22 protein-coding genes are annotated in these 24,794 nt (G+C 54.9%); 13 read left to right on the top strand and 9 right to left on the bottom strand.

The window, feature by feature from the left end; genetic code table 11:
• Positions 1-42 precede the first annotated feature (42 nt).
• Together KP814_RS10970 and mpl are read right to left on the bottom strand one after the other, a co-directional pair.
• Positions 43-681, bottom strand: a complete 639-nt coding sequence (locus KP814_RS10970; RefSeq protein WP_216736809.1) for a flavin prenyltransferase UbiX — start codon at positions 679-681, stop codon at positions 43-45.
• Positions 678-2,051, bottom strand: a complete 1,374-nt coding sequence (gene mpl, locus KP814_RS10965) for a UDP-N-acetylmuramate:L-alanyl-gamma-D-glutamyl-meso-diaminopimelate ligase (protein ID WP_216736808.1) — start codon at positions 2,049-2,051, stop codon at positions 678-680. The genes KP814_RS10970 and mpl overlap by 4 nt, the downstream gene beginning before the upstream one ends.
• A gap of 469 nt (positions 2,052-2,520) precedes the next feature.
• Between mpl and KP814_RS10960 the strand changes: the two genes are divergently transcribed.
• A complete protein-coding gene (locus KP814_RS10960) occupies positions 2,521-3,783 on the top strand; it encodes a 6-phosphofructokinase (RefSeq protein WP_216736807.1) in 1,263 nt (420 codons plus the stop codon).
• A 70-nt stretch (positions 3,784-3,853) separates the two neighbouring features.
• On the opposite strand, the gene KP814_RS10955 is transcribed toward KP814_RS10960, so the two are convergent.
• Positions 3,854-4,498: a TetR/AcrR family transcriptional regulator gene (locus KP814_RS10955; RefSeq protein ID WP_279506898.1), complete on the bottom strand. Its 645-nt coding sequence runs from the start codon at positions 4,496-4,498 to the stop codon at positions 3,854-3,856.
• A gap of 246 nt (positions 4,499-4,744) precedes the next feature.
• On the opposite strand from KP814_RS10955, the gene KP814_RS10950 reads away from it, so the two are divergent.
• Positions 4,745-5,191 (top strand): DUF2214 family protein, encoded by a 447-nt coding sequence (locus KP814_RS10950; RefSeq protein WP_216736806.1) that lies wholly within the window; start codon positions 4,745-4,747, stop codon positions 5,189-5,191.
• Positions 5,192-5,197: 6 nt separating this feature from the next.
• On the opposite strand, the gene KP814_RS10945 is transcribed toward KP814_RS10950, so the two are convergent.
• Complete coding sequence (locus KP814_RS10945; RefSeq protein ID WP_371824053.1) at positions 5,198-5,632, bottom strand: Lrp/AsnC family transcriptional regulator; 435 nt, start codon at positions 5,630-5,632, stop codon at positions 5,198-5,200.
• Positions 5,633-5,853: 221 nt separating this feature from the next.
• Here KP814_RS10945 and yjeH point away from each other — a divergent pair, with 221 nt between their 5' ends.
• The gene (gene yjeH / locus KP814_RS10940; protein ID WP_216736804.1) at positions 5,854-7,113 is read left to right on the top strand and encodes an L-methionine/branched-chain amino acid transporter; all 1,260 of its coding nucleotides are present in this window, start codon (positions 5,854-5,856) and stop codon (positions 7,111-7,113) included.
• A 27-nt stretch (positions 7,114-7,140) separates the two neighbouring features.
• On the opposite strand, the gene glcF is transcribed toward yjeH, so the two are convergent.
• From glcF to KP814_RS10925, 3 genes are read right to left on the bottom strand one after another with little or no spacing between them, the layout of a single operon-like run.
• Positions 7,141-8,358 carry a glycolate oxidase subunit GlcF gene (glcF, locus tag KP814_RS10935; protein ID WP_216736803.1) on the bottom strand — a complete coding sequence of 406 codons (1,218 nt, stop codon included), beginning with the start codon at positions 8,356-8,358 and terminating at the stop codon, positions 7,141-7,143.
• 48 nt (positions 8,359-8,406) lie between these two features.
• Positions 8,407-9,465 (bottom strand): glycolate oxidase subunit GlcE, encoded by a 1,059-nt coding sequence (gene glcE / locus KP814_RS10930; RefSeq protein ID WP_216736802.1) that lies wholly within the window; start codon positions 9,463-9,465, stop codon positions 8,407-8,409.
• A 40-nt stretch (positions 9,466-9,505) separates the two neighbouring features.
• On the bottom strand, positions 9,506-10,957 hold the full coding sequence (locus KP814_RS10925) for an FAD-linked oxidase C-terminal domain-containing protein (protein ID WP_216736801.1): 1,452 nt from the start codon (positions 10,955-10,957) through the stop codon (positions 9,506-9,508).
• 400 nt (positions 10,958-11,357) lie between these two features.
• Here KP814_RS10925 and KP814_RS33390 point away from each other — a divergent pair, with 400 nt between their 5' ends.
• The 8 genes from KP814_RS33390 to KP814_RS10890 all read left to right on the top strand — a co-directional run bounded on the left by KP814_RS33390 (position 11,358) and on the right by KP814_RS10890 (position 18,166).
• On the top strand, positions 11,358-11,417 hold the full coding sequence (locus KP814_RS33390; protein ID WP_370454959.1) for a hypothetical protein: 60 nt from the start codon (positions 11,358-11,360) through the stop codon (positions 11,415-11,417).
• Complete coding sequence (locus tag KP814_RS10920) at positions 11,410-12,366, top strand: amino acid ABC transporter substrate-binding protein (RefSeq protein WP_371824054.1); 957 nt, start codon at positions 11,410-11,412, stop codon at positions 12,364-12,366. Before KP814_RS33390 ends, KP814_RS10920 begins: the two co-directional genes overlap by 8 nt.
• 95 nt (positions 12,367-12,461) lie before the next feature.
• Positions 12,462-13,649, top strand: coding sequence for an amino acid ABC transporter permease (locus tag KP814_RS10915; RefSeq protein ID WP_216736799.1), 1,188 nt, complete (start codon positions 12,462-12,464; stop codon positions 13,647-13,649).
• Positions 13,650-13,654: 5 nt separating this feature from the next.
• On the top strand, positions 13,655-14,752 hold the full coding sequence (locus tag KP814_RS10910; protein ID WP_216736798.1) for an amino acid ABC transporter permease: 1,098 nt from the start codon (positions 13,655-13,657) through the stop codon (positions 14,750-14,752).
• Positions 14,753-14,773: 21 nt separating this feature from the next.
• On the top strand, positions 14,774-15,541 hold the full coding sequence (locus KP814_RS10905) for an amino acid ABC transporter ATP-binding protein (RefSeq protein WP_279506883.1): 768 nt from the start codon (positions 14,774-14,776) through the stop codon (positions 15,539-15,541).
• A 9-nt stretch (positions 15,542-15,550) separates the two neighbouring features.
• Positions 15,551-15,985 (top strand): GNAT family N-acetyltransferase, encoded by a 435-nt coding sequence (locus tag KP814_RS10900; protein WP_216736797.1) that lies wholly within the window; start codon positions 15,551-15,553, stop codon positions 15,983-15,985.
• Complete coding sequence (locus KP814_RS10895) at positions 15,982-16,782, top strand: PhzF family phenazine biosynthesis protein (RefSeq protein ID WP_216736796.1); 801 nt, start codon at positions 15,982-15,984, stop codon at positions 16,780-16,782. The genes KP814_RS10900 and KP814_RS10895 overlap by 4 nt, the downstream gene beginning before the upstream one ends.
• Positions 16,783-17,191: 409 nt before the next feature.
• Positions 17,192-18,166: an SGNH/GDSL hydrolase family protein gene (locus KP814_RS10890; RefSeq protein ID WP_216736795.1), complete on the top strand. Its 975-nt coding sequence runs from the start codon at positions 17,192-17,194 to the stop codon at positions 18,164-18,166.
• Positions 18,167-18,169: 3 nt separating this feature from the next.
• Here KP814_RS10890 and KP814_RS10885 read toward each other — a convergent pair whose 3' ends face one another.
• Together KP814_RS10885 and KP814_RS10880 are read right to left on the bottom strand one after the other, a co-directional pair.
• Complete coding sequence (locus tag KP814_RS10885) at positions 18,170-19,909, bottom strand: bifunctional protein-serine/threonine kinase/phosphatase (protein ID WP_216736794.1); 1,740 nt, start codon at positions 19,907-19,909, stop codon at positions 18,170-18,172.
• 61 nt (positions 19,910-19,970) lie between these two features.
• A complete protein-coding gene (locus KP814_RS10880) occupies positions 19,971-21,443 on the bottom strand; it encodes a NarK family nitrate/nitrite MFS transporter (RefSeq protein ID WP_216736793.1) in 1,473 nt (490 codons plus the stop codon).
• Between the two features lie 481 nt (positions 21,444-21,924).
• On the opposite strand from KP814_RS10880, the gene nirB reads away from it, so the two are divergent.
• Both nirB and nirD read left to right on the top strand, forming a co-directional pair.
• The gene (gene nirB / locus KP814_RS10875) at positions 21,925-24,375 is read left to right on the top strand and encodes a nitrite reductase large subunit NirB (protein ID WP_216736792.1); all 2,451 of its coding nucleotides are present in this window, start codon (positions 21,925-21,927) and stop codon (positions 24,373-24,375) included.
• Between the two features lie 60 nt (positions 24,376-24,435).
• Positions 24,436-24,765 carry a nitrite reductase small subunit NirD gene (gene nirD / locus KP814_RS10870; protein WP_127968691.1) on the top strand — a complete coding sequence of 110 codons (330 nt, stop codon included), beginning with the start codon at positions 24,436-24,438 and terminating at the stop codon, positions 24,763-24,765.
• Positions 24,766-24,794 lie beyond the last annotated feature (29 nt).

Genomic DNA, 24,794 nt, shown 5'->3' with positions numbered 1-24,794 from the left:
GCTCGCAATATTTGATTTTTAAGACAGGCGGACGACGTCAGATCAGGATTCGTCGTCGCCGGGAGTCGAGGAGGCCCTGCCCCACGCCGGAGTCAGATCCTGGTCAATGCCGAGATGATTCAGAATGCGGGCGACGATGAAGTCGATCATCTGCTCCACAGACGCCGGCTTGTGATAAAAACCGGGAGATGCAGGCATAATCGTGACGCCCATTTGCGATAGCTTCAGCATGTTTTCCAGTTGCACCGTGGAGTACGGGCTTTCTCTCGGCACCAGAATCAGTTGCTTACGCTCCTTCAACACAACGTCCGCAGCGCGCTCAATCAGATTATTACTCGCACCAGTGGCCACGGCGGACAGGGTTCCCGTACTACAGGGACAGACCACCATTCTCGCTGGAGAGCCTGAGCCGGAAGCCACGGGAGACATCCAGTCCTCTTTCCCAAATACGCGCAGCTGGCCTGGCGCTGCGTCAAACTCTTCAGTCAACGTCTGCTCCAGCTTCGCCGCCTGACCGGGCAGCTTGATATCGGCTTCCACACTGGCGACCACATAGGCCGCCTTCGACACCATCAAATAAACCTGATGATGCTTTTGCAGCAACACCTGCAACAAACGCCAGCCGTACTGAAAGCCGGAGGCGCCGGTAATCGCAATGGTAATCGGCTCCTTGAACGTCACGACGACACCGCCTCTTCTTCGGCGAGCAGGCTTTTCAGTTTCGCAGGTAATCCCGCGAAACCGCCATTGCTCATGAGGACAATATGTGCGGGACCTTTCACGTCGGCAAGCAAACGGGTGATTTCGTCAACACTGCCCACACACTGGTGCTTGGGCGACGCATTACGCACCGCTTCATCAAGCCATTCGTAGCTATCCAGATTGGCCCAGATCACGTGATCCGCCAGCTCCGCAGACGCCAACAAAGTGTCCCGATGCACGCCCATTTTCATAGTATTGGAACGCGGCTCGATGACCGCCCAGATCGGCGCATCGCCAACCCGTTTGCGCAGTCCTTCCAACGTCAGTTGAATCGCAGTGGGATGATGAGCGAAGTCGTCGTAGGCAACCACGCCGTTGCGCTCGCCCAGTTTTTCCAGGCGGCGTTTAACCCCGGGAAAATCGGACAGCGCAGGAATCGCGTTTTGCGGCCGAATGCCAATATGACGGGCGGCCAGCAAGGTCGCCAACGCATTCTGTACGTTGTGAGCGCCGCTCATGCCCCACTCCACGACGCCGCATGACTCGTCGTTTAAAAACACTTCGAAACGGCTGCCGTCTTCTATCAGACACTCCACCCGAATGTCCGCTTGATCATCGCTCAAAGAGAATGTCTGCCGCGGCGACCACAATCCCATCGCCAGCGTTTCCTCAACAGCGGGCGTCTGCGTAGGCGTAATCACCAGCCCCTGGCGCGGCACGGTGCGCACGACATGGTGAAACTGGCGCTGTATATCGCCGAGATCGCGGAAGATATCCGCGTGATCAAACTCCATGTTGTTGATGATCAGGGTGCGCGGACGGTAATGAATAAACTTGGAGCGCTTGTCGAAGAAAGCGCTGTCGTATTCGTCCGCCTCGATGACGAAAAAGGAGGTATCGCCCAGTCTGGCGGAGACATCAAATCCCTGGGAAACGCCGCCGATCAGAAAGCCCGGCGCCAGACCGGCCTGCTCCAGCACCCAGGCCAGCATGCTGGTGGTGGTGGTTTTACCGTGAGTGCCAGCCACCGCCAATACCCAGCGCTCCTGCAACACGTGCTCCGCCAGCCATTGTGGGCCGCTGGTGTAAGGCAGCCCCTTATCCAGAACATACTCCACCAGCGGATTACCCCGGCTCATGGCATTACCGACAATAATAAGGTCGGGTTTGGGATCAAGGTGGGAGGGGTCATACCCTTCGCGCAACTCTATTCCCTGCGCCATCAGCTGAGTGCTCATGGGAGGATATACATTTTTGTCGGACCCGCTGACCTTGTATCCCATTTCCTTGGCGAGCAACGCCAGGCTACCCATGAAAGTCCCGCAAATGCCTAGTATGTGTACATGCATGTTTCTTGCTAATCGCTATCTTTTAATCAGTGAAAAGAATCAGTGTCTCATCCGTCCGGCCGCCCACGCAGGCGGTCTGTTTGGCGCAGATTGCGAATTGAACGTCAGAAAACTGAGCTTCAGGCGCATATCGGTCAATTATTACTGACGGGTTCCCTAAGCGCCAGCGTCGGACCGGAAATGGCCCTATGTATTGAGTAAATTTAAGAAAATCCGTTCCAAGCGCGGTTGGCAAAGGCAGGCGAGCAGCTCATTGATTACGCAATCCTGAATCACCGGTTGCTCCAAATAACATGCCCTGCTTTGCAGGCAAAGTGATAAAACGCAGGCGAATTTGCACGCCAAACGCCCGGCGTTGGTTAGTTGACTACCCGGTCAAACGCCCGTCAGCGCCTGTAAAGGGACATGAAAATGGCATTAAACTCGCGTATGATTCGCGCCCATAAGACGACGAGAGGCGACAACGAATATGACGGTTAAAAACGCGTTTTATGCGCAGTCCGGCGGTGTGACCTCGGTCATCAACGCTTCTGCCTGTGGCGTACTGGAAACAGCGCGCGCCCATTCCGATAAAATCGGCAAAGTTTACGCTGGCCACAACGGCATTATCGGCGCATTGCGTGAAGAATTGATCGACACCAGCCTGGAGAGCGACGCGGACATCGCCGCGCTGAAACATACTCCCGGCGGCGCTTTCGGCTCTTGCCGCTACAAGCTGAAAGACATCAAAACCCACAAAGCTGAATATGAGCGCCTGATCGAAGTCTTCAAGGCTCACAATATCGGCTACTTCTTCTATAACGGCGGCAACGATTCCTCCGATACCGCCTACAAAGTCTCTCAGATCAGCGAGCAGCTGGGTTACCCGATCATCAGCATCGGCATCCCCAAAACCGTCGACAACGACCTGCCTATCACCGACTGCTGTCCTGGGTTCGGCTCCGTCGCCAAATATATCTCCACCTCGATTATGGAAGCCTCCCTGGATATCCAATCCATGTGCGAGTCCTCCACCAAAATATTCGTCATGGAAGTAATGGGGCGTCACGCCGGCTGGATTGCGGCGGCAGCGGGACTGGCGCAGCGCGAAGAAGGCGGGGCGCCGCAGATTATCCTGTTCCCGGAAACGCCATTTGATAAAGCCAGCTTTCTCAGACGCGTGGATGAAGTGGTCAAGCGCGACGGTTTTTGCGCCATCGTGGTATCGGAAGGCGCGCAATATGCGGACGGGCGTTTCCTGTCCGACGCTGGCGTCACCGATGCTTTCGGGCACACGCAATTGGGCGGCGTGGCGCCGTTCATCGCCAATATGATCAAAAGCGAGCTGGGCTATAAATACCATTGGGCGGTAGCGGACTATCTGCAGCGCTCCGCCCGCCACATCTCTTCCGCCACCGACCTGGATCAGGCCTACGCCGTAGGCAAAGCCGCCGTGGATCTGGCCCTGGCGGGTAAAAATGCGGTCATGCCGGTCATTGTGAGGGAGCAGGACAGCCCCTATAAGTGGTCGATTGGCGAAGCGCCTCTGGCGAAGATCGCCAACGTGGAAAAGAAAATGCCGAAAGAATTCATCACCGAGGATGGTTTCGGCATTACTGAAGCAGCGCGCCGCTACCTGCAGCCATTGATTCAGGGCGAGTCCTACCCGCCTTACAAAAACGGCGTGCCGGATTACGTGAAGCTGAAAAATCAGTTAGTGGCGAAGAAGCTCGCTCATTCTTTTAACGTCTGACGGCGAACCCCATATCGCATAAACGGCGGGACATTCTCCCGCCGTTTTTCAAATTTCATCTCCCGCCTGTTTAATCCCCGTCCCTTTTCAAAATTCCGTACAGCGAGATTTTCAGAGAATCCAGAATCATCGATTTTTCGCCGCTGCTCTCCGTGCATTTATACATTCCATCTATCCAGAGACTGGCGATGCCATGCACCATTGACCAGGCGGCGTGGGCGATCAGAGAAACATCCCGGTCAGTGAACACGCCCTCGCTCACGCCTTTTGTGGCGATGTTAAGGATAACCTGAAACGCGCTGCTGCCTGCTTCCGCCAGCTCCGGATAGTCCATCGGACAGGCGATCACAGGGCCGAACATCAATTTGTAGAGTTCAGGGTTATCTCGCGCGAACTGAATATAGGCATTGCCGGAATGGCAAAGTTGTTGCGATGGGTCGTTATGCGCGTCAGCGGCTTCCTGGGTTACCCGCTGCAGTTCTCTATATCCCTGCGCCGCCAGGGCAGCCAGCAATGCATTTTTATCCGCGAAGTGGCGATAGGGGGCAGTTTGCGACACGCCGATTTCACGCGCCAGCGCACGCAGACTGATCTTGTCCGGCCCGACCTGCTTGAGCTGCGCCAGGGCTTTGTCCAGCAACTCATTCCTTAGGTTGCCGTGATGGTAGGGCTGGTGCGCGTCAACGCCTGCGACAGCTTCTCTCAAATTACTCACCTTACTCTCTTCTACTTATTTGTGTTTATTGGTTCAGGATAAATCCATCTCAAAGTCTCTCCCATGATCCACAGCAGCTTAACGCCGTTTCGTGCGATGCTTCCGAAGTTAAGCGTTAAATTCCGCTTCAAACCGGATATCTCTGATAAGTGTGGGGCGCAAAACCACAAGCGTCAACATTGTTGACACAGAAAACATTTTAGACGCACAATGTTTTCGCCGACAACATAAATAGGAAATCACGTCATGTTCCTTCCCATCGCTCTAACCTGGCTCCACTTTATTTGCATCTTTGCGCTGGTCAGTCTGTTGCTGCAAGAGCGGAAAATCCTGAGTATGAATTGGTCACTGGACACCGCCAAGGCGTTGTTGGCGACGGACCGCTGGTTTGGGCTTAGCGCGATGACAGTCCTGGCAAGCGGGTTTGCGAGGGTATTTTTTGAGAAAGGCGAGGCGTACTATTTTTCCAACTTCTTCTTTTGGAGCAAGCTTGCGATGTTCATCATCGCCGGGCTGATTTCCATTTATCCAACAGTGCAGTTTCTGCGCTGGCGCAAGCCGATTCAGGCCGGACAAACGCCGGAATTTAGCGTCGACGCCCGTCGCATAGTCACCCGCGCAATCCATGCGCAAATGCTGCTGGTTCTGCTTATTCCGTTATGCGGCGTGCTCATGGCGCGAGGCTATGGTTAAGCGCCCTCAGGCATTAAGAAATTCATTGATGTACTCAGACATCACAACGTGGGTTTTGATTTTCCCCACCCCCTGAATCGAGGTAAGACGGTCGCGGATTTCATGAATCCGCGCCATGTTCGGCGCCTTCAGGAACAGCATCATATCCGTGTCCCCGGCCACCCCATGACACACTTTGATTTCAGGAATGGTTCTGAGTATCTGCGCCATTTCCGTACACTGAATTTCGTTATAGCTGATTTCCAGATACACCGAGACCTGGTCCTCCCGAGCCTGAGTGACGAGCACCTGGTAGCCGCGGATAATTCCCGTCTCTTCCATTTTGCGGATACGATCCGTCACCGCCGAGCGGGACAGGCTTACTTTCTCCGCAATGGCGGATACTGGCTGTCTCGCATTTTCACGCAATGACTGAAGAATTTTTTCATCGAATTTGTCCACAGGCTCTCCCACTAAAATACTCGACAAATCAACTATCAAGCGCCGTTTCACCCGCATTTTGGCGACGCGCCGACGTTATGCCGATCAAACCGGCATTTTGGCGGCGTAAAGCCGCAATTTGCAACGAGGGATTTGATTATTATTACAAAGGTCCGTCGCCGTTTCGTCATTGACAGCACGACGCTGTCCATAGACCCCGCAACACCTCGAGGAAAATTATCATGCAGTCGCTCCACCGCTCGCTCAGTTTCAGTCAGGGTCTTGGCATCTTGGTGTCCGCCCTCTTGGGGACCGGCGTCTTTATCGTTCCCGAGCTCACCGTCAAACAGTCCGGCGCCAACGCGCTGTGGGGATGGGGCTTGCTGGTGTTCGCCATTATTCCCATCGCCTTCGCTTTCGCCAGACTGGGTAAACGTTATCCTCACGCCGGCGGCGCCTCCCACTATGTGCATTCCGCCTTTGGCGCGACTCAAGGCCGCATCGTAGGCTGGGTATTACTGGCCCTGGTGCCGGTAGGGTTGCCCGCGGCGATGGAAATGGCGGGCTGGTTTCTCACCTCTCTGGTGGCGCTGACGCCGGCTGAACTCCTCGCCGTCAAACTGGCGCTAGTGGCGGGCATGCTGTGGGTCAACCTGAGAGGCGTCAAGCTGTCAGGTTCATTACAAACCACCATCGCCTTCAGCGTCGGCGGCATTGTGGTGCTGCTGTCCGTACTGGCCTGGTTAGACGTCATACCGCCAATCCCTGCTGAACCGACCTCTTTCGACTGGGGCCAGATTGGCGCGGCGGCGGGACTCGCCTTCTGGAGTTTTATCGGCATTGAAACCCTGGCTCACCTATCAACGGAGTTCAAAAATCCCGAGCGGGACTTTCCTCTGTGTCTGATTATCGGCGTGGCGCTGGTCGGACTGGTGTATTGGATGGGCAGCTGGGTGACGCTGCACTACGCGCTGGGCGCAGATTATTCCGGTCCCGCCATGGTTTATCTGTTCGATGCGCTGATCGGCGGACACGGCAAGCTGCTGATTGGGCTGTTTGGTTTCCTGTCCTGCGTGGCAACCATGAATATCTATCTGGCTGGCTCTTCCCGTATGTTATGGAGCCTGGGTAAGGATGGCGCGACCTATCCCGCTTTGGGTAAGGTCAACCGCCATGGCGCTCCAGCGAATGCGGTGTTCGCCATGTCCATCGCCAGCGTGGCGAGCCTGCTTGTGTTCTCCGTGTTACAGGTTCCGTTGGAGGAGCTGATTCGCATGGCTAACGGCATGATCGTATTGGTTTACCTGCTGACGATGCTGTCCGCCGTGCGCCTGTTTCAAGGCAAGGACCGTGTTTTGCCAGGCCTGGGAGTGTTGGTGTGCCTCTATCTGGCGTATACCTTGATGAGTTCGCTGTGGTGCATCGCGGTGGTTTACACCGGTATCTTCATTGTTCTGAAATTACGTAAACCCAAACAGACACTGATGGGAGCGCAGGCGTAACGCCTGCCTCTCCGCTTCAATTCTGGCTTATCCCAGCGCTTCATCCATGATCTCAATCCAGTGTCTGACTGGCACCCTCGCCTCGGACGCCAGATGCAACTGACACCCTACATTCGCGGTGACAATGGTGTCAGGATCATCCTGCACCAGCGCCGCCACCTTTTTCTTTAATAGTTGACGGCTCATCTTCGGTTGCAGCAGCGAATAAGCGCCGGCGGACCCGCAACAGAGGTGCTTGTCGCGCGCTGAAGCAAGATCAAACCCTACATCGGTCAGAATCTTTTCTACGATCCCCGGCAATTTTTGTCCATGCTGCAACGTACAAGGACAATGCACGGCGATTTTCGAGTAGTTCCTTTTTATAGACAGGACGGACAGGTCCTCCGCCGCCACCACCTCGCTAAGATCACGGGTCATTTGCGATACTCGATGGGCCTTTTCCGCGTACTCGGGATCGTCCTTTAAGATGTGCCCGTACTCCTTCACCAGTTCGCCGCACCCTGAAGCAGTAATAACAATGGCTTCCAATCCTGATTCGATGGCCGGCCACCAGGCGTCAATATTCTTTTTCATCAGACGCTTGCCTTCATCCTGCGCGCCCAGATGATAACTGACCGCGCCGCAACAGCCCGCCTCGTTTGAGGCGATCAGACTGACGCCAAGCCGGTCCAGCACCCGCGCAGCCGCAGCGTTTGTGTTGGGCGTAGTGACACTTTGGGCGCAGCCGTGCAGCCCCATCATCACTCTGGGCTGACGTTGGGGCGGCCAAGTGATCGGCACCTGCTTCTCAGGAATTTTCTTGCGCAGATATTCTGGTAGCGCCGGCCTCACCCATTGTCCGACGACAATCAGGAAGCCAAACCGCTGCGGGTAAGGTAAAAGCAGAAGCAATATTTTGCGCAACAGACGCTCACGCCAGGTGCGGGGCGCTTTCTTTTCCACCACGCCACGGCCGATATCCAGCAGCTTGCCGTATTCAACGCCGGAGGGACAGGTGGTTTCACAGCTTCGACAGGTCAGGCAACGATCCAGATGCAGGCGGGTGCTTTCCGACGCCTCATCCGTCTCCAGCATCTGCTTGATTAAATAGATGCGTCCCCGAGGGCCATCCCGCTCATCGCTCAGCTCCTGATAGGTAGGGCACGTGGCGTTGCAAAAGCCGCAGTGCACGCAGGAACGAATAATCTTTTCCGCTTCATCGCCTTCTGGCGTGTTCTTATATTTAGCGTGGATTTCGGTTTTCATCAGTGACCTTTGAGTCCCGGACTCGCTCGCTTCAAATCCGGATAAATACTAAAGCCAGGAATACAGCCTGCCTGGATTGAATATGCCGTCGGGGTCCAGCGCCGCTTTTAATCTTTGATGCAACGCCCGCAGCGGAGGTGAGAGCCGGTGGTAGACTTCGCCGTTACGGTCGCCATGACGATACAGGCTGGCCTGACCCTGAGCGGAAACCGCATAACGCTCCATGGCCGTTAACGATGATTCAGCCCGCACCCATCTTAAAGCGCCGCCCCAATCCAGCAGCACCGGCGCGTCATTTCCTAACGGCGGCGCGGAAGGTTTGACGGATAAGCGCCATAAAGGCGTCTCGCCTTCAAAGAATTCATGCGTCTGCTCCTGAATCTGGCGCCAGAAATCCGCCGCCCGCTCCAGCAATTCGCCGCCCCAATAACCGATAGTGCTGGCTACCGCCTGCTCCGCGCCGGACAGGCGCAAGTACAAGCGGCCGCCCGTCCAGCACACGGCTGATAACGGCCGCGGCTGTCGGCACAATTCCACCATTTTAGTGATCGCCGTGGCCTCATTGCATTCCTGCACCAGCGTGGTTTCCAGTTCCGGTTTGGGAATCACCCGGATACTGAGTTCCGTAATGACGCCCAGCGATCCCATGGCGCCGCACTGCGCCCGCGACAAGTCGTAACCCGCGACATTTTTCATGACTACGCCGCCGAATCGCAGGTGTTCGCCTTTGCCGTTGATAATGCGGGTTCCCAGCAGAGCGTCGCGCACAGAGCCGCGCCAGGGGCGGGCCGGCCCCGAGGTGTTGGCGGCCAAAGCGCCGCCCAGCGTCGCGCGTCCCTCATATTCAGGCGGTTCAAACGGCAGCATCTGGCCTTGCTCGTCCAGTGCTCGCCTTACGTCAGCGATGCGTGTGCCGGCTCTGGCGGTGATCACCAGTTCAGAAGGGGAATAATCCACGACGCCGCTATGTTCGCTTAGGTCCATCGCCTCGCCGGCGACGGCGCGCCCCATGAATGCTTTACTGCCGCCGCCACGTATCATCAGAGGCCGACTCGCCGCTCTGGCGGTCATCACTTGGTCGACCAGTCTGTCAGCTATGTCCGTCATTTATATATGTTCATCCGGGACGGAACTTCCGCCCACACTATTAATTGCCTATCGAGCGATACTCCTGACATCGGCGCAATATGGGAACGCCTTTGCCTGGGTTCAAAACCCCGCCAGGATCGAACGCGTCTTTCACAGCGTGAAACTGCTCCAACTCCGCCTCTGAAAACTGCGCGCTCATTTGCCGTATTTTCTCCAGGCCAACACCATGCTCACCCGTGATGCAACCGCCGACGGCGACGCACAGCTCCAAAATTCTGCCGCCAAACTCTTCCGTCTTTTCAAACTCGCCCGGCACATTGGCGTCAAACATAATCAATGGGTGCAAATTACCATCGCCAGCGTGAAATACATTCGCCACGCGTAGCCCATATTCTTCCGACATTTCCCGCATTCGCGTCAGCACATAGGACAACTGACTGCGGGGAATAGTGCCGTCCATGCAATAGTAGTCAGGGGAAATACGCCCTACTGCTGGAAACGCGGACTTGCGCCCCTTCCACAACAAAGCGCGCTCCGCATCGCTTTGGGACGTCCGCACGGCGACGGCCCCGAGCTCACGAAACAGGCCTTCCACCTGCTCCACATACTCCACCACCTCTTCTCTCACGCCATCAATTTCACAAAGCAGGAGCGCTTCCGCGTTGGTTGGATAGCCGGCGCGTACGAAATCCTCCGCCGCCTGAATAGCGTAACGATCCATCATTTCCAGCGCGGCGGGAATTATCCCTTTGGCGATAACCCCCGCGACCGCGTCGCCCGCCTTCTCCACACTGTCGAACGCCGCCATGATCACCTGTGCGGCGTCTGGAGAGGGCAGCAGCTTAACGGTAATCTCGGTGATGACGCCCAAAAGTCCTTCCGAGCCAATGATTAACGGCAACAGATCGAAGCCGCAATTATCCAGCCCCTGCCCGCCTACGCGCACTCTTTCGCCTTCCGCGGTGAGCATTTCAAACGCCAGCACGTTATGAACGGTGAGTCCGTATTTAAGACAGTGGGCGCCGCCGGAATTTTCCGCCAGATTACCGCCAATGGTGCAGGCAATTTGCGAGGATGGATCAGGCGCGTAAAACAGCCCCATAGGCTCCACCGCCTGGCTTATCGCAAGGTTCCGCACGCCGGGCTGCACCGTCGCGGTGCGCGCTTCCGGATCGATGCGCAGTATCCGGTTAAAGCGGGCCAGGGACAGCAAAATCCCATCCGGGCTCGGTGTGGCGCCCGCCGACAAGCCTGTTCCGGCGCCGCGGGCGACCACCGGCACGCCCCAGCGGTGGCAAAGTTTGAGAATCTTTTGCACGTCCTCCACAGAGTCCGGCAATACAGTCAGCAACGGGCGTTCGCAGTAAGCGGACAAGCCGTCGCATTCATAAACCCGCAACGTTTCCTCATCGGCGATGATGGAATCCGAAGGCAAGAATTTCGCCATTTCTTCAATGAGCAATTTTTTGCGGGTTTCAAATGAGCTTGCGGAAGTAACGGATGAATACATGGAAAGCCGATTATGATGGAAGGTCTCTCGCCAACAGTTTTCCTTTCGGAAAACACGTATTTTTTAGCATAAAAACGGACTGGCTTGCACCGAAATTTAATCTTTTTCCGTATCGCGCACCAACATTAAGCACAACCGTATTTCATCATCTACACTTTACTTTGGAATTAGTCCGTGGTCTGCAGCCATATTTATGATGCGCCACGACATCAATAAAATCATGGAGTTACGGCATTACAATTGCATTAACCAAGGCGAAGTTCATTGGATACGTAATTACCGAAACGCCGGAATTTTTGTGTTTACGCATTCTCGTTTTTGCGAAAACACTATGCTAAGTTAAATCCGGTAATAACAATGAACAACAAACAACCAACCGAGGGTAAAAAATGAAGAAGACATTCGTTTCTGCAGTTGCAGCGCTTGGGTTTATGACGGCTACCGGTGCAGCGATGGCTGACGGCACACTGGACGCTGTAAAGAAAAAAGGGTTTGTTCAGTGTGGCGTGAGCACTGGTCTTCCCGGCTTCTCCAACCCGGATGACAAAGGCAACTGGATGGGCCTCGACGTTGATCTGTGCCGCGCAGTTGCAGCTGCGACGCTAGGCGACGCTTCAAAAGTTAAATACATCCCACTTACCGCCAAAGAGCGCTTCACAGCTCTGCAATCCGGCGAAATCGACCTCCTCTCCCGTAACACTACCTGGACACTGACCCGCGACGGCTCACTGGGCCTTAACTTCGCTGGCGTCAACTACTACGACGGTCAAGGCTTCCTGGTAAGTAAAGATCTGGGCGTGAAGAGCGCGAAAGAACTGGACGGCGCAGCCGTGTGTATCCAGGCGGGAACCACTACCGAATTGAACCTGGCCGACTACTTCCGTGAGTTCGGCATGAAATACCAGCCAGTGGTATTCGATACTTCCGACCAGACTGTAAAAGGCTTCGAAGCCGGACGTTGCGACGTTCTGACTTCTGACCAGTCTCAGCTGTACGCCCTGCGCATTCAGCTTTCCAACCCTGACAAAGCCATGGTTCTGCCGGAAGTTATCTCTAAAGAACCTTTGGGCCCTGTGGTTCGTCAAGGCGACGACCAGTGGTTCAACATCGTGAAGTGGTCTCTGTTCGCAGCGATTACCGCTGAAGAACTGGGCGTATCTTCCGATAACGTAGACAAAATGAAATCCAGCACCAACCCGAACGTACAACGTCTGTTGGGCACAGAAGCCGGCCAGGGCAAAAACCTGGGTCTGGACGATGCATGGGCTTTCAACATCGTTAAGCAAGTAGGCAACTACGGCGAAATGTTCGAACGCAACGTTGGTAAATCCTCTCCGCTGGGCATTGAGCGCGGTCTGAACGCACTGTGGACCAAAGGCGGTCTGCAATACGCTCCACCTATCCGCTAATAAAAGCCTTAGTGTCTGGGCGCACATCCGTGCGCCCTATCCTGTTCTAAACACCCAATTTAATAACTCCTTGCCGATCTTCTGGAGAACATTGAGTGGATATTCAAAGCAAAGGACAGGATAAAGCGAAAACAAAAATCTGGAACGATCCTGCAGTACGCTCTGTATTTTTCCAAGTACTTGCTGTGGGCGCCGTAGTCGCTTTTTTCCTGTACATAATTAATAACGCGCTAACCAATATGGAACAGCGCGGAATAACTACCGGCTTCGCCTTTCTTGGCGACCAAGCCGGATTCGGAATACTTCAATCTCTTATCGATTACGACGAAACAAACTCGTTCGGCCGCACCTTTTTCGTAGGTCTGTTGAATACTGTTTTGGTCGCCGTACTCGGTATTATCATGGCGACTCTTCTCGGCTTCTTTATTGGTATCGGGCGTCTGTCGCATAACTGGTTAATCTCAAAACTGGCCACCACCTATATTGAGACTTTCCGTAACATCCCTCTGCTGTTGCAGATTTTCTTCTGGTATTTCGCTGTACTGCAAGGTCTTCCGAGCCCTCGCAACAGTATGCAACTGGGCGAATCCGTATTCTTTAATATCCGCGGGCTTTACCTGCCCAAACCGGTTTATGAAGACGGCTTCGGCGTTGTCGCTGCCGCAATCGTCATCGCCATAGCGATCGTTATCGGTCTGGTGAAGTTCGAGCATAAAAGACAGCGTGACACAGGAAAGACATTCCCGTTATTCCTGCCGTCACTGGGCGTGCTGGTCGGTCTTCCCCTGATCGTGTTCTTCATCGCTGGCTCTCCCATGCACTGGGATTACCCTGCGCTGGCGGGCTTCAACTTCAAAGGCGGTTTGACCATCATTCCTGAGTTGATCGCTCTGTTGATCGCTCTGACCGTTTACACCGCGGCGTTTATCGCTGAGGTTGTACGTTCGGGCATTGAAGCGATTCCCAGAGGACAAAGCGAAGCGGCAAACGCACTGGGCCTGTCGAATGGACAGCGCCTGCGTCTGGTTATCGTGCCTCAGGCGATGCGGGTCATTATTCCTCCGATGACCAACCAATACCTCAACCTGACCAAAAACTCCTCGCTGGCTACCGCTATCGGTTATCCCGATCTGGTATCCGTGTTCATGGGCACGACCCTGAACCAGACAGGTCAGGCGATTGAGATTATATTTATGACAATGGCCGTCTATCTGTTCCTCAGCTTGAGCACCTCCGCTCTGATGAACTGGTACAACAGCCGTATTGCATTGGTTGAGAGGTAATCGACATGAGCAATAAATTTGTTCCATTGCCCGACTTGCCCCCTCCATCCAATACGGTGGGAGTCGTCGGCTGGCTCAGAACCAATCTGTTCAGCAGTCCAACGAACAGCATTCTGACCATTATCGCCTGTTATCTGATTTATTCAGCGCTCTCCTGGTTTGTGTCCTGGGGGATCATTAATTCAGACGTTATTGGAACCTCTCGGGAAGACTGCACCTCAGGCGGCGCCTGTTGGGTATTCATATCCGTCCGTCTGCCTCAGTTCATCTACGGCTTCTACCCGTCTGATGAAGTCTGGCGCATCAATCTGATGTTCGCGATCGCCATCATCGGCATCGCAGCGTTAATCATCGACAAGACGCCCAAGAAAGGGTGGATTGCGCTGTTTATGCTGGTCATCTTCCCGATCATTGCGTACTTCCTGTTGTATGGCGGCGCGTTCGGTCTGGAAGTGGTGGAAACCCATAAATGGGGCGGTCTGACTCTGACGCTGGTTATCGCCACCGTCGGCATCGTGGTCTCCTTGCCGATAGGCATCGCGCTGGCGCTGGGACGCCGCTCGGAAATGCCCATCGTGAAGAGCATCAGTGTGGTCTATATCGAGTTCTGGCGCGGCGTTCCCTTGATCACCGTGTTGTTCATGGCGTCGGTTATGCTGCCGCTGTTCATGAGCGAAGGCACCGAAACCGACAAATTGTTGCGCGCCATGATCGGCGTCATCATGTTCCAGAGCGCGTACATGGCGGAAGTCGTACGCGGCGGTTTGCAGGCGATTCCGAAAGGTCAGTATGAGGCGGCTCACTCTCTGGGCCTGAGCTACTGGAAAATGATGTTCTTCATCATTCTTCCGCAAGCGCTGAAGCTGATGATTCCCGGTATCGTCAACACCTTTATCGCTCTGTTCAAAGACACCAGTCTGGTATTGATTATCGGCCTGTTCGACTTGCTCGCCATCGTGCAGTCAGCATTGCACGATCCCAAATGGCTGGGCTTCTCCGTTGAAGGTTATATTTTCGTGGCTTTCTTATTCTGGGTGTTCTGCTTCGGAATGTCCCGCTACAGCCAGGCGCTGGAGCGTAAACTGAATACCAGTCACCGATAGGCAAGTTTTCTGGAGTACGACATGAATACGAATACTAACAGCGCAGATTCCCGCAAGAGCATGATCCACCTGCGCGGCGTCAACAAATGGTACGGCAAGTTCCATGTACTGAAAGACATCAATCTGGAAGTGTACAAGGGCGAGCGTATCGTTGTGTGCGGCCCCTCCGGATCGGGCAAGTCCACCATGATCCGCTGCATCAACCGTCTGGAAGAGCATCAGCAAGGGGATATCATCGTAAAAGATATCCCTCTGACCAATGACCTTAAGAACATCGACAGCGTGCGTCGGGAAGTAGGCATGGTGTTCCAGCACTTTAACCTGTTCCCTCACCTGACAGTGCTGCAGAACTGTACGCTGGCTCCAATCTGGGTGCGTAAAGTGCCGCAGAAAGAAGCTGAAGCGACAGCGATGAAGTATCTGGAAAAGGTCAAGATCCCGCACCAGGCGCATAAGTATCCGGGACAGTTGTCAGGTGGTCAGCAGCAGCGTGTGGCGATCGCCCGCAGTCTGTGTATGAACCCTGAAATCATGCTGTTCGACGAACCTACTTCGGCGCTCGACCCAGAGATGATCAAAGAGGTGTTGGACACCATGATCGAACTGGCGGAATCCGGCATGACCATGATCTGCGTCACCCACGAAATGGGCTTCGCTAAAACCGTGGCCAACCGGGTTATCTTCATGGACGCCGGTCAGATCATTGAAGAAAATGAGCCGCACGAGTTCTTCAACAATCCACAGAACGAGCGGACCAAACTGTTCCTCAGCCAGATCCTGCAACACTAAGGACAAAGCTTGCAAACATTGACGTTGCGCAGAGCGGAGGCGGCTGACGCCTCCGCTCTTCTACCCCTGATCGAGCAGTTGGGGTACTCCCTTACCCTGACTCAGCTTGATCGTACTCTCTCTACTTTAATCCACGATTCCCACGCGCATTTTATGGTCGCCGTCAGCGGCAATGAGATCCTCGGCTTCATTCAGAGCAACCTCAAACGCACCCTGGTGGCGGGCGGCTATGTTGAGATCGTCAGTCTGGTGGTTGATGAACGCGCGCGAGGACAAGGCGTCGGCGGAAAGCTGATCGAATCCGTAAAGGAGTGGGCAAAACAACAGGGAGTATTTAAAATTCGATTAGGGTCGCGAATTCATCGGGAGCAGGCTCACCAGTTTTACGAGGGTCTGGGTTTTACCCGCATCAAGACACAACACTGGTTTGAGATCACTTTATGAGTAAGCATCAGTACTTTCAGGTTGACGCATTCACTTCCAACGTATTTTCCGGAAACCCCGCCGGGGTTTGCAGCCTGGACGACTGGCTGCCGGACGATACGCTCTGCAAAATCGCCGCCGAGAATAACTTATCGGAAACCGCTTTCTACGTACCCCGCACCAACGGCTTCGACTTGCGCTGGTTCACGCCGGAAGCGGAAGTGGATTTATGCGGTCACGCTACGCTGGCCACCGCATTTGTTCTTTACGAATTGAAGGGGTTCAAGGGACCTCGCATTCAGTTCCATACCCGCAGCGGCACGCTGGAGGTGTCTCCTCACAAGCATGGCGGCTACGCCATGTTGTTCCCCAGCCGCAAAGGCGAAGTAGTTGAACCAGAGCAGGCCCTGCTGGAGGCTCTTGGCGGTGTGAAACCGCTGGAGGTGCTTAAGTCCAGGGACTATATGGTCGTACTGGAAAACGAAGCCGCCGTACGCGCCGTCTATCCTGACATGCGCATGCTGAAACTTGTCGACTCCCTGGGCGTCATCGTCACCGCCAAAGGCGACAAGGTCGACTTCGTCTCCCGCTTCTTCGCCCCCAAAGTCGGGGTGCCGGAAGACCCCGTCACCGGCTCCGCCCATTGCACACTGACGCCTTACTGGTCAGAAAAACTGGGCAAAGTGGAGCTGACCGCCCGCCAGATCTCCCAACGAGGCGGCGAAGTCATGTGCCACTACCGCGGCCCTAACGTACTGCTGGTGGGTCAGGCGCGACTCTATCTCGAAGGGGTAATTAACGTTCCTGGCGAGAGTTGATAGAGCGCTTCCATCGCAGTCTTTTTTAACAAAGCCAGCACTCGTCTGGCTTTGTTTTTTACCAGCCAAGGCCGTCTAAGCTCCGGCAATACATGCCCTTCCCATCCTCAACTTCCTTCCAATTCCTTCCAACTTTACAAATTCCAGTAGCCGTTTTTACAAAAAAACTGAATAGCGTTCAGCAAAACAAGTCCTTGTTCTTCATCATTAATTTCCTCTCAGCCCAATGTTTTCGGGGGATTACAGTCAATCAGCGGGTTATTTCTCATTTCAGGCATGGTTCCTGCGATAAGGGGGTAACGACTCAAGTTCACGCGGAGCGTTGGAGTTGAGACGGACGGACGCTGAAGGCCCGGTTTTGGCGGCCGCAGGAATAAAGAGAGCTAACTGTAGAAATAGGATGAGCATAATGAACATGGTGAAAGGAACCTGGAAACAAACTTTTTTGGCGCCGTTGGCGTGCGCAATCGCCCTGTCGGGCTGTCAACTGAGCGATGATGAAGAGAAGGAGACCTCTGAGTCCCGCCCCTACAGCGCGCTCTATGTATTTGGAGATAGTCTGTCTGATACCGGGAATATCGGCGGCTACCTCTCTCTGGAGACAGACCTGCCTTCCCCCTTTTACAATAACCGGATTTCCAACGGTAAGTTGATTGTGGATTACGTGGCGGAGTCCCTGAACCTGGAGGTGGAGCCATCCCTGTATCTAGGCGAAATCACCGACGGCACCAACTACGCCGTAGCCGGTGGACAGGCGGACGCAGATCAGAATATCGACCTGGATTTCCAGGTGGACACTTATATGGAATATCACTCAGAAGAAGCGTCCCCGAAAGCGCTGTACCTGTTCTTTATCGGCGGCAACGATATTCTTGAACAGCGCGGAGAGACCTCCCCTAACAACACCAACGCCCTGAATCTTGCCGCAGACAAAGTGGCCGCCAACGTTCAGGAAGTGATCGACAAAGGCGGAAAAAACATCGTCGTGCTGACGGTCCCGGATGTGGGCAAAACCCCCAAAGTGTTGAAAGAGTCAGCGGAGCCCGGACAGGAAGGCCGTTCGCAACTGGTCAGCGATCTGACGAATTACTTCAACAGCCAGGTGGAGCTGAAACTGTCTGAATTGAATATGGGCGATGCGAAAGTCACCATGATCAACTCTTATCAGATTGCTCTGGATATCCTTAACAACGCCGCCGACTACGGCTTCACCAACGCCACCGACGGCTGTTACGTGACGGAAGACCTTGAATTCAGCGATATCTGTAGCGAAGAGCAGTTCGACAGTTTCTATTACTTCGACAGCATTCACCCTTCCGGTAAAACCCATCAACTGATCGGAGAGAAAGTGGCGGCGGAAATTCCCGCTCCGGCGGGTTCCTGAACACTATCGCCACAGATGCAGCAACCACAGTAAAGTGGCCAGCTGTGTAAGCAGTAGAATCCCGCTCAGCGTACGCCAGAAGGCCAAAGGATTGCGCTCGATGATAGGTAGTGCGTTATCCGGCATGAGCCGGGAGTTGGGATGAGTCATGTCCTGCAACCATTCGGAAAAGCTGTCGTAGCGACGACGCGGGTCCAGTTGCAGGGCTTTCTTTAAGGCCCCGTCCATCCACACCGGAACCATCGGGTTGTGATGATAGGCGGGGGTATATTTTAATTTGGCCAACGCGGTCGGCGACGCGGCCTTTTCATAGGCTTCGCCGTACGGCAAATGCCCGGTCAACATTTCATACCCGATTACCGCCACGGAAAACAGCTCGGATCGCGTTGTGGCTTTCGTCCCCAACACATATTCCGGCGCGCTATAGCTGGCGGTGCCCAGCGCCCTTTCCCGGGCAATGGGCAGATACATTTCCTCCACACCCGGAATACGACAGGAACCAAAATCCACCAGCGTGACGTGATCCTCATTAGTAATCAGGAGATTGTCCGGCTTGATATCCTGGTGCAAAGTCTCTTTGCGATGTAACGCCCGCACGCCTTTGACTATCTGTTCCAAAATACGCGTCACCCGATGAATATCCGGGCGGGAGTTGTCGCGAATCCATCGTGACAAAGGCGCGCCCGGCACGAACTCCGTCAAATAATACAAACAGCTGCGCGCTCGTTTGCAGGGAATCAGGCCCGCCACATGGGGATTCTGAACGCGCCGGGCAATCCATTCCTCCATGGTGAAACGTTCGATATAGGCGGGATCGTCCACAAAATTAAGTGACGGGGTTTTCATTACCGCGCGCGTACCAGTTTCTATATCAGTAACCTGATAGACCTGACTGCGCGCGGTTTCGTGCAGAATACGCTCGACGCGATAGCCGTCCAGACTCTGTCCCACTTCCAACGGCGGGGGAAACGGCAGGCGACTGAGCTCGCGACAGCAGGCGTCCGCATCGCGCAAGCCGAGGCTGTCCACCCGGAGTATCTGACAACTCAGGTTATCGTCACTGCCCGCCTGCAGCGCTGTCTGTAAAAGGTCTGCCGCAAGTCCCTGAAAAGTCGTTTGCGCTGCGCCTCGCAGCCGCTCCCGCAATTGATTGTGCGAGATAAAATCATGCAGACCATCCGTGCTCAACAAAAACACATCTCCGGCCTGCACGTCCATCACGCGGTAATCGATGTCCAGATTGGGGGAAAAACCCATCGCCCGGGCCAGATAAGTGCGCTCTGCATCGACGCGGGCGGTATGATCCGTTGTAATCTGCTCCAGCTCGCCCTGCCGATAGAGATAAATCCGGCTGTCGCCCACATGAAAGATATGCGCCTGCGTCGACTTCAATACCAGAATGGACAACGTGCATACGTAACCTTTGTCGTCATTCAGCGTGCGCAGGCTTTGTCCATAAAGCCAACGATTCAACGCCTGCAGCACTTTCTGCGCGGCGTTTTTCACCGACCAGGAATCCGGGGTGCAGAAGTAATCGCTCAGGAAGTTGGTGACGCAGGCTTCGCTGGCTTCCTTACCCGCTTCCGCCGCGCTGACGCCATCCGCGATGACCGCAACGGCGCCTTTCAGTTGCAACGTTTCCCGATCAGGAATACGCACGCCAATGCAGTCTTCATTGCGGGGTTTCACGCCCGCCATGCTGTGTTGATCAACAGATAGCGACAAATCGCTGGCGAATATCATGCGCCACTATTCCTGCTGCGAAAGTTAAAGGTAGTACGCCGCAGCGATACGCCCATGTCAATCAGTTCACTTCAATCAGCTGCACGCTGCCGTCTTCACCTACTTCGACCATATGACCTTCAGGCTCATCCAGAAACTGCACGGCGAGGAAACAAACCGCCGCTGCTCCTGCAATGACCATAAAGAATGTGGATGCGTCGACGAATGAATACACCGTCAGGAAAGTCACACCGCCCACGTTGCCGTAGGCGCCCGCCATGCCCGCGATTTGTCCGGTCATACGGCGCTGCACCAGCGGCACCATGGCAAACACGGCGCCCTCCCCCGCCTGCACGAAGAAGGAACAGAACATCACCGAAGCCACCGCCGCGGCGATCATCCAGGTTGAGGAAATCTGACTCAGCAACAGATACCCCACCGCCAAGCCCGCAATCAGAATGGACAAGGTTTTCTTGCGACCAAAACGATCCGACAACAGACCTCCGCCGGGCCGCGCCACCAGATTCATCAACGCGAAGGCCCCGCCCAGCAACCCGGCCTGAACCGGAGACAAACCAAAGGTCTCCATGAAAAAGGCGGGCAGCATCGACACCACCGCCAGCTCCGATCCAAAAGTCACGAAATACGCCCAGTCCAGCACCGCCACCTGCTTGAACTTGTAACGCTGCATTTCCGGCACGCCCTGCTTTAGACGCTCATGATTGACGTTGTAGATCTGCCAGAACTGCACGATGAACAACGCCCCCAGCCCCGCCCACAAGATCAGCGCCGTGGAGTCGGAAAGCAGTCCGAGACCGGCGGGAGACAACTTCCAGGTCAGCACCGCCAAAGCGATATACATGGGCAGGTTCATAGCGATGTAAAACCAGAAGTCTTTCCAGGAGCTGACTTCCAGCCCGCCGCTCTTTTTGGGTTTGAAATAGGTAGAGCCTTTCGGGGTGTTGCGGACTTTGCGATAAAATAGCAGTCCATAGAAGAAAGCGACGACGCCCGTGGTGGCGATCGCATAACGCCATCCTTCATCGCCGCCATAGATATAGGCGGCGATTGAAGGCAACGTCCAGGCCGCCGCAGTGGAGCCGAAGTTACCCCAGCCGCCATAAACGCCTTCCGCCACACCGACGGTTTTAGCGGGAAACCACTCCCCCACCAGACGAATGCCGATGACAAAACCAGCGCCAATAAACCCACACAGAAAGCGGAACAGAGCAAGCTGCTCAAAGGTAGTGGAAAACGCAAAACCCCAACACAGGAAAGCGGAAATCATCAGCAACAGACTGTACACCGCACGCGGGCCGAACTTATCCACCAACATGCCGATAACGATACGCGCAGGAATGGTCAGCGCCACGTTCAAAATCAGCAGCGCCTTCCACTGCTCATTGGACATATTGAAGGCTTCTACAATGAAGGGCTTCATCGGCGCGTGGGAAAACCACATGACGAACGTGAGGAAAAACGCGAACCAGGTGTAATGCAAGGTTCGGACGCCCCCTTGGGACAGATCCAGAATATTGAGTTTATCGGATGACATAAATCTTCCTGTCTTATTGGCAGTTGAGTTCTTATAGAAAAGCACTCACAGGAACTACAAAAGCTGTGCCAACCGACAAATCGAGCCTGTCCAACCTCCTTTCAGCCTGCCTGAATATTTCGTTCGCAACCGGGAAAAAACGTAAATACCTATGTATATCAGATAATTAAATTTATCAGACAGGGTGTTAGGCGTTTTACCCGTCACAAAAATGCACCAAATAGGCGCAACACAAAAACTCCAAGCCGCACCAAATTAATCACTCTTGTTGGGCGCCAGCTAAAATTTGCGCACTTTTTTAGATCAAAACTCGCTCTAAATCCCGCACCATCAAAATGCACAACGTCCTATATAACCTCCAAAACCGAAAATTACTCTTTTATTTACAGACACTTAAAAATACAACCTGATCGTTTGGCGCCATTCGTGCTCTATCACGGTCAATTAGCCTGTAGCGGATTCAGTGAGCTGGAGAAGGTCCATGAAAGAAAAATTAGTCGTCGTCGGAAATGGAATGGCTGGAATGCGGACGGTCGAGGAGTTGCTAAAAATAGCGCCGGATAAATACGACATCACCGTGTTCGGATCAGAGCCTCACGGCAATTACAACCGCATCATGTTGTCGCCGTTGTTGTCCGGAGAAAAGACGCTCGAAGACATCATGATCAACGACATGGAATGGTACAAAACCCACCAGATCACCTTGCACGCCGGCTGGGAAAAACGGGCGTTGAAAGTGGACCGCCGCAACAAGATCGTGTATGCGGCGGACGGGACGGAAGCGCCCTATGACAGGCTGCTGCTGTCCACCGGCTCCAATCCCTTCATTATTCCTGTGCCAGGCAAAGACCTGAAAGGCGTCATCACCTTCCGGGATATTTCCGATGTGGACACCATGCTGTCCGCCGCCAAATCCAAACAACACGCCATCGTGATCGGCGGCGGCCTGCTTGGCCTGGAAGCCGCCAACGGATTGTTGAAACACGGCATGGACGTCACGGTCGTGCATAACCTGGAAATTCTGATGAACCGTCAGCTGGACGGTCCCTCCGCCCGCTTTCTGCAAGCGGCCCTGGAGGAGCGTGGCATGAAATTCCGCATGTCCGCCAACACGTCTTGCCTGGAAGGCGATGAACATGGCGGCGTCAAAGCGATCAAGTTCGACACCGGCGAGACGCTGCCTGCGGATATCGTAGTGATGGCGGTCGGTATTCGTCCCAACACCGAGCTGGCGCAATCCTGCGGTTTGTATTGTGAGCGCGGAGTGGTGGTCAATGACACCATGCAGACCTTCGACCCCAGCATCTACGCCATTGGCGAGTGCGTCCAACACCGAGGGGAATTATTCGGCTTAGTCGCCCCCATTTGGGATCAGGCCAAAGTCTGCGCCAACCATCTGGCGGGCTACGGCATTGGCATCTACAAGCAGAAAGAAGTCTCCACCAAACTCAAAGTCACCGGCATCGATGTGTTTTCCGCCGGCAATTTCCTGGGGGACAACGACAGCGAAAACATCGTGTTTCAGGACCCCAAGCGCGGCGTCTATAAAAAGGTGGTGATCCGAGAGGACAAAATCATCGGCTCCGTCATGTTCGGCGACACCGGAGACGGCTCCTGGTACTTCCAACTGATGCGCGACAAAACCAACATCAGCGACTTCCGCGACACCTTGCTGTTCGGCCAACATTTGGTGGGCGATTCCGGCCGCCAGGGCATCAACGCCGTCGCGGAGTTGCCTGACGACACAGAAATCTGCGGTTGCAACGGCGTCTGCAAAGGCGACATCGTCAAAGCCATCACCGACAACAAACTCTACACCCTGGACGACGTACGCGCCGCCACCAAGGCCTCCGCCTCCTGCGGCTCCTGCACCGGGCTGGTGGAACAGGTTCTGGCGGCCACCGTGGGCGGCGACTACAGCACCGCGCCCAGCGAAAAGCCGCTTTGTAAATGCACTGGCTACGGCCATGACACTGTCCGCAAAACCATCCTCGATAACGGCCTGAAAACCTTTCATGAAGTCGCCGCTTTCATGGAATGGGACAAGCCGGACGGCTGTCATGTCTGCCGCCCGGCCATCAACTATTACCTGGTTTGCGCCTGGCCGGACCAGAAGGTGGATGATCCACGCTCCCGCTTTATCAACGAGCGGGTGCACGCCAATATTCAGAAAGACAATACTTACAGCGTCGTACCGCGCATGTGGGGCGGCCTCACTACGCCCAACGAACTGCGCGCCATCGCTGATGCGGCGGACAAATACAGAGTGCCCTGCGTAAAAGTCACCGGCGGCCAGCGTATTGACCTGCTCGGGGTCAAGAAAGAAGACCTGCCCCATATCTGGAAAGACCTGAACGACGCCGGCATGGTGTCCGGCCACGCCTACGGCAAAGCCTTGCGCACTGTGAAGACCTGCGTCGGCTCGGAGTTCTGCCGCTTCGGCACCCAGGACTCCACCGGTATGGGCGTCAAGCTGGAGAAGATGACCTGGGGCTCCTGGACGCCAGCCAAAGTGAAAATGGCGGTATCCGGCTGCCCGCGCAATTGCGCCGAAGCGACGATCAAGGACTTCGGCGTCGTAGCGGTGGACTCCGGCTGGGAACTTTACGTAGGCGGCAACGGCGGCATGAAAGTGCGCGTATCCGACTTCCTGGTAAAAGTGTCCACCATGGACGACGTCATGGAGTACGCCGGCGCCTTCATGCAGATGTACCGCGAACAGGGTCACCACAACGAGCGCACCGCGCCCTGGGTGGAGCGGGTCGGTCTCAGCTATATCAAGACCGAGCTGGTGGACAACCCGGAACAGCGCAAAGCGTTTCACACCCGCTTCCTGGCGTCGCAGACACTGGCGCAGATCGATCCCTGGGCGGAACGGGCGGCTCAAGGCGCAGAAAAACAGGAATTCATTCCTCTCACGCAATTGAACTGAAACCGCGCAGATACCTGAATCAGAGTACCACAGAGACGTAAGACAGAAGAGATATCAACTATGACACAGTGGATCGAGGTAGGCAGTCTTGAAGAAATACCGCGTCTTGGCGCCCGCGTAGTGCAATCCCGTTTCGGCGACCTGGCGGTGTTTCGCACCAAGGACGACAAAGTGTTCGCCCTGCGCGACAAATGCCCGCACAAGGGCGGCGCGCTGTCCCAGGGAATCGTGCACGGCGACAACGTCACCTGCCCGCTGCACAACTGGGTGATCAGCCTGCAGAACGGCGAAGCCCAAGGTTATGACACCGGCTGTACGCGCACATTCCAGGTGCGCATGGAAGGCCGGCAAATATTCGTGGCCCTCACCGCCACGGAAGAGAGCGATTGAAAATGGTGAGCTTGGGGACTCTTTTCCCA

Origin of the sequence: Hahella sp. HN01, from assembly GCF_018986435.1 — a bacterium.
GTDB lineage: Bacteria > Pseudomonadota > Gammaproteobacteria > Pseudomonadales > Oleiphilaceae > Hahella.
Note: the sequence above shows the minus strand (reverse complement) of the source record. Positions and strands in the feature narration are given on the sequence as shown.

Bases quoted from the DNA above. Each gene is read 5' to 3' on its own strand.
- mpl (WP_216736808.1), bottom strand. From the start codon at position 2,051: ATGCATGTACACATACTAGGCATTTGCGGGACTTTCATGGGTAGCCTG.
- KP814_RS10960 (WP_216736807.1), top strand. From the start codon at position 2,521: ATGACGGTTAAAAACGCGTTTTATGCGCAGTCCGGCGGTGTGACCTCG.
- KP814_RS10950 (WP_216736806.1), top strand. From the start codon at position 4,745: ATGTTCCTTCCCATCGCTCTAACCTGGCTCCACTTTATTTGCATCTTT.
- yjeH (WP_216736804.1), top strand. From the start codon at position 5,854: ATGCAGTCGCTCCACCGCTCGCTCAGTTTCAGTCAGGGTCTTGGCATC.
- glcF (WP_216736803.1), bottom strand. From the start codon at position 8,358: ATGAAAACCGAAATCCACGCTAAATATAAGAACACGCCAGAAGGCGAT.
- glcE (WP_216736802.1), bottom strand. From the start codon at position 9,465: ATGACGGACATAGCTGACAGACTGGTCGACCAAGTGATGACCGCCAGA.
- KP814_RS10925 (WP_216736801.1), bottom strand. From the start codon at position 10,957: ATGTATTCATCCGTTACTTCCGCAAGCTCATTTGAAACCCGCAAAAAA.
- KP814_RS10920 (WP_371824054.1), top strand. From the start codon at position 11,410: ATGGCTGACGGCACACTGGACGCTGTAAAGAAAAAAGGGTTTGTTCAG.
- KP814_RS10910 (WP_216736798.1), top strand. From the start codon at position 13,655: ATGAGCAATAAATTTGTTCCATTGCCCGACTTGCCCCCTCCATCCAAT.
- KP814_RS10905 (WP_279506883.1), top strand. From the start codon at position 14,774: ATGAATACGAATACTAACAGCGCAGATTCCCGCAAGAGCATGATCCAC.
- KP814_RS10895 (WP_216736796.1), top strand. From the start codon at position 15,982: ATGAGTAAGCATCAGTACTTTCAGGTTGACGCATTCACTTCCAACGTA.
- KP814_RS10890 (WP_216736795.1), top strand. From the start codon at position 17,192: ATGAACATGGTGAAAGGAACCTGGAAACAAACTTTTTTGGCGCCGTTG.
- KP814_RS10885 (WP_216736794.1), bottom strand. From the start codon at position 19,909: ATGATATTCGCCAGCGATTTGTCGCTATCTGTTGATCAACACAGCATG.
- KP814_RS10880 (WP_216736793.1), bottom strand. From the start codon at position 21,443: ATGTCATCCGATAAACTCAATATTCTGGATCTGTCCCAAGGGGGCGTC.
- nirB (WP_216736792.1), top strand. From the start codon at position 21,925: ATGAAAGAAAAATTAGTCGTCGTCGGAAATGGAATGGCTGGAATGCGG.
- nirD (WP_127968691.1), top strand. From the start codon at position 24,436: ATGACACAGTGGATCGAGGTAGGCAGTCTTGAAGAAATACCGCGTCTT.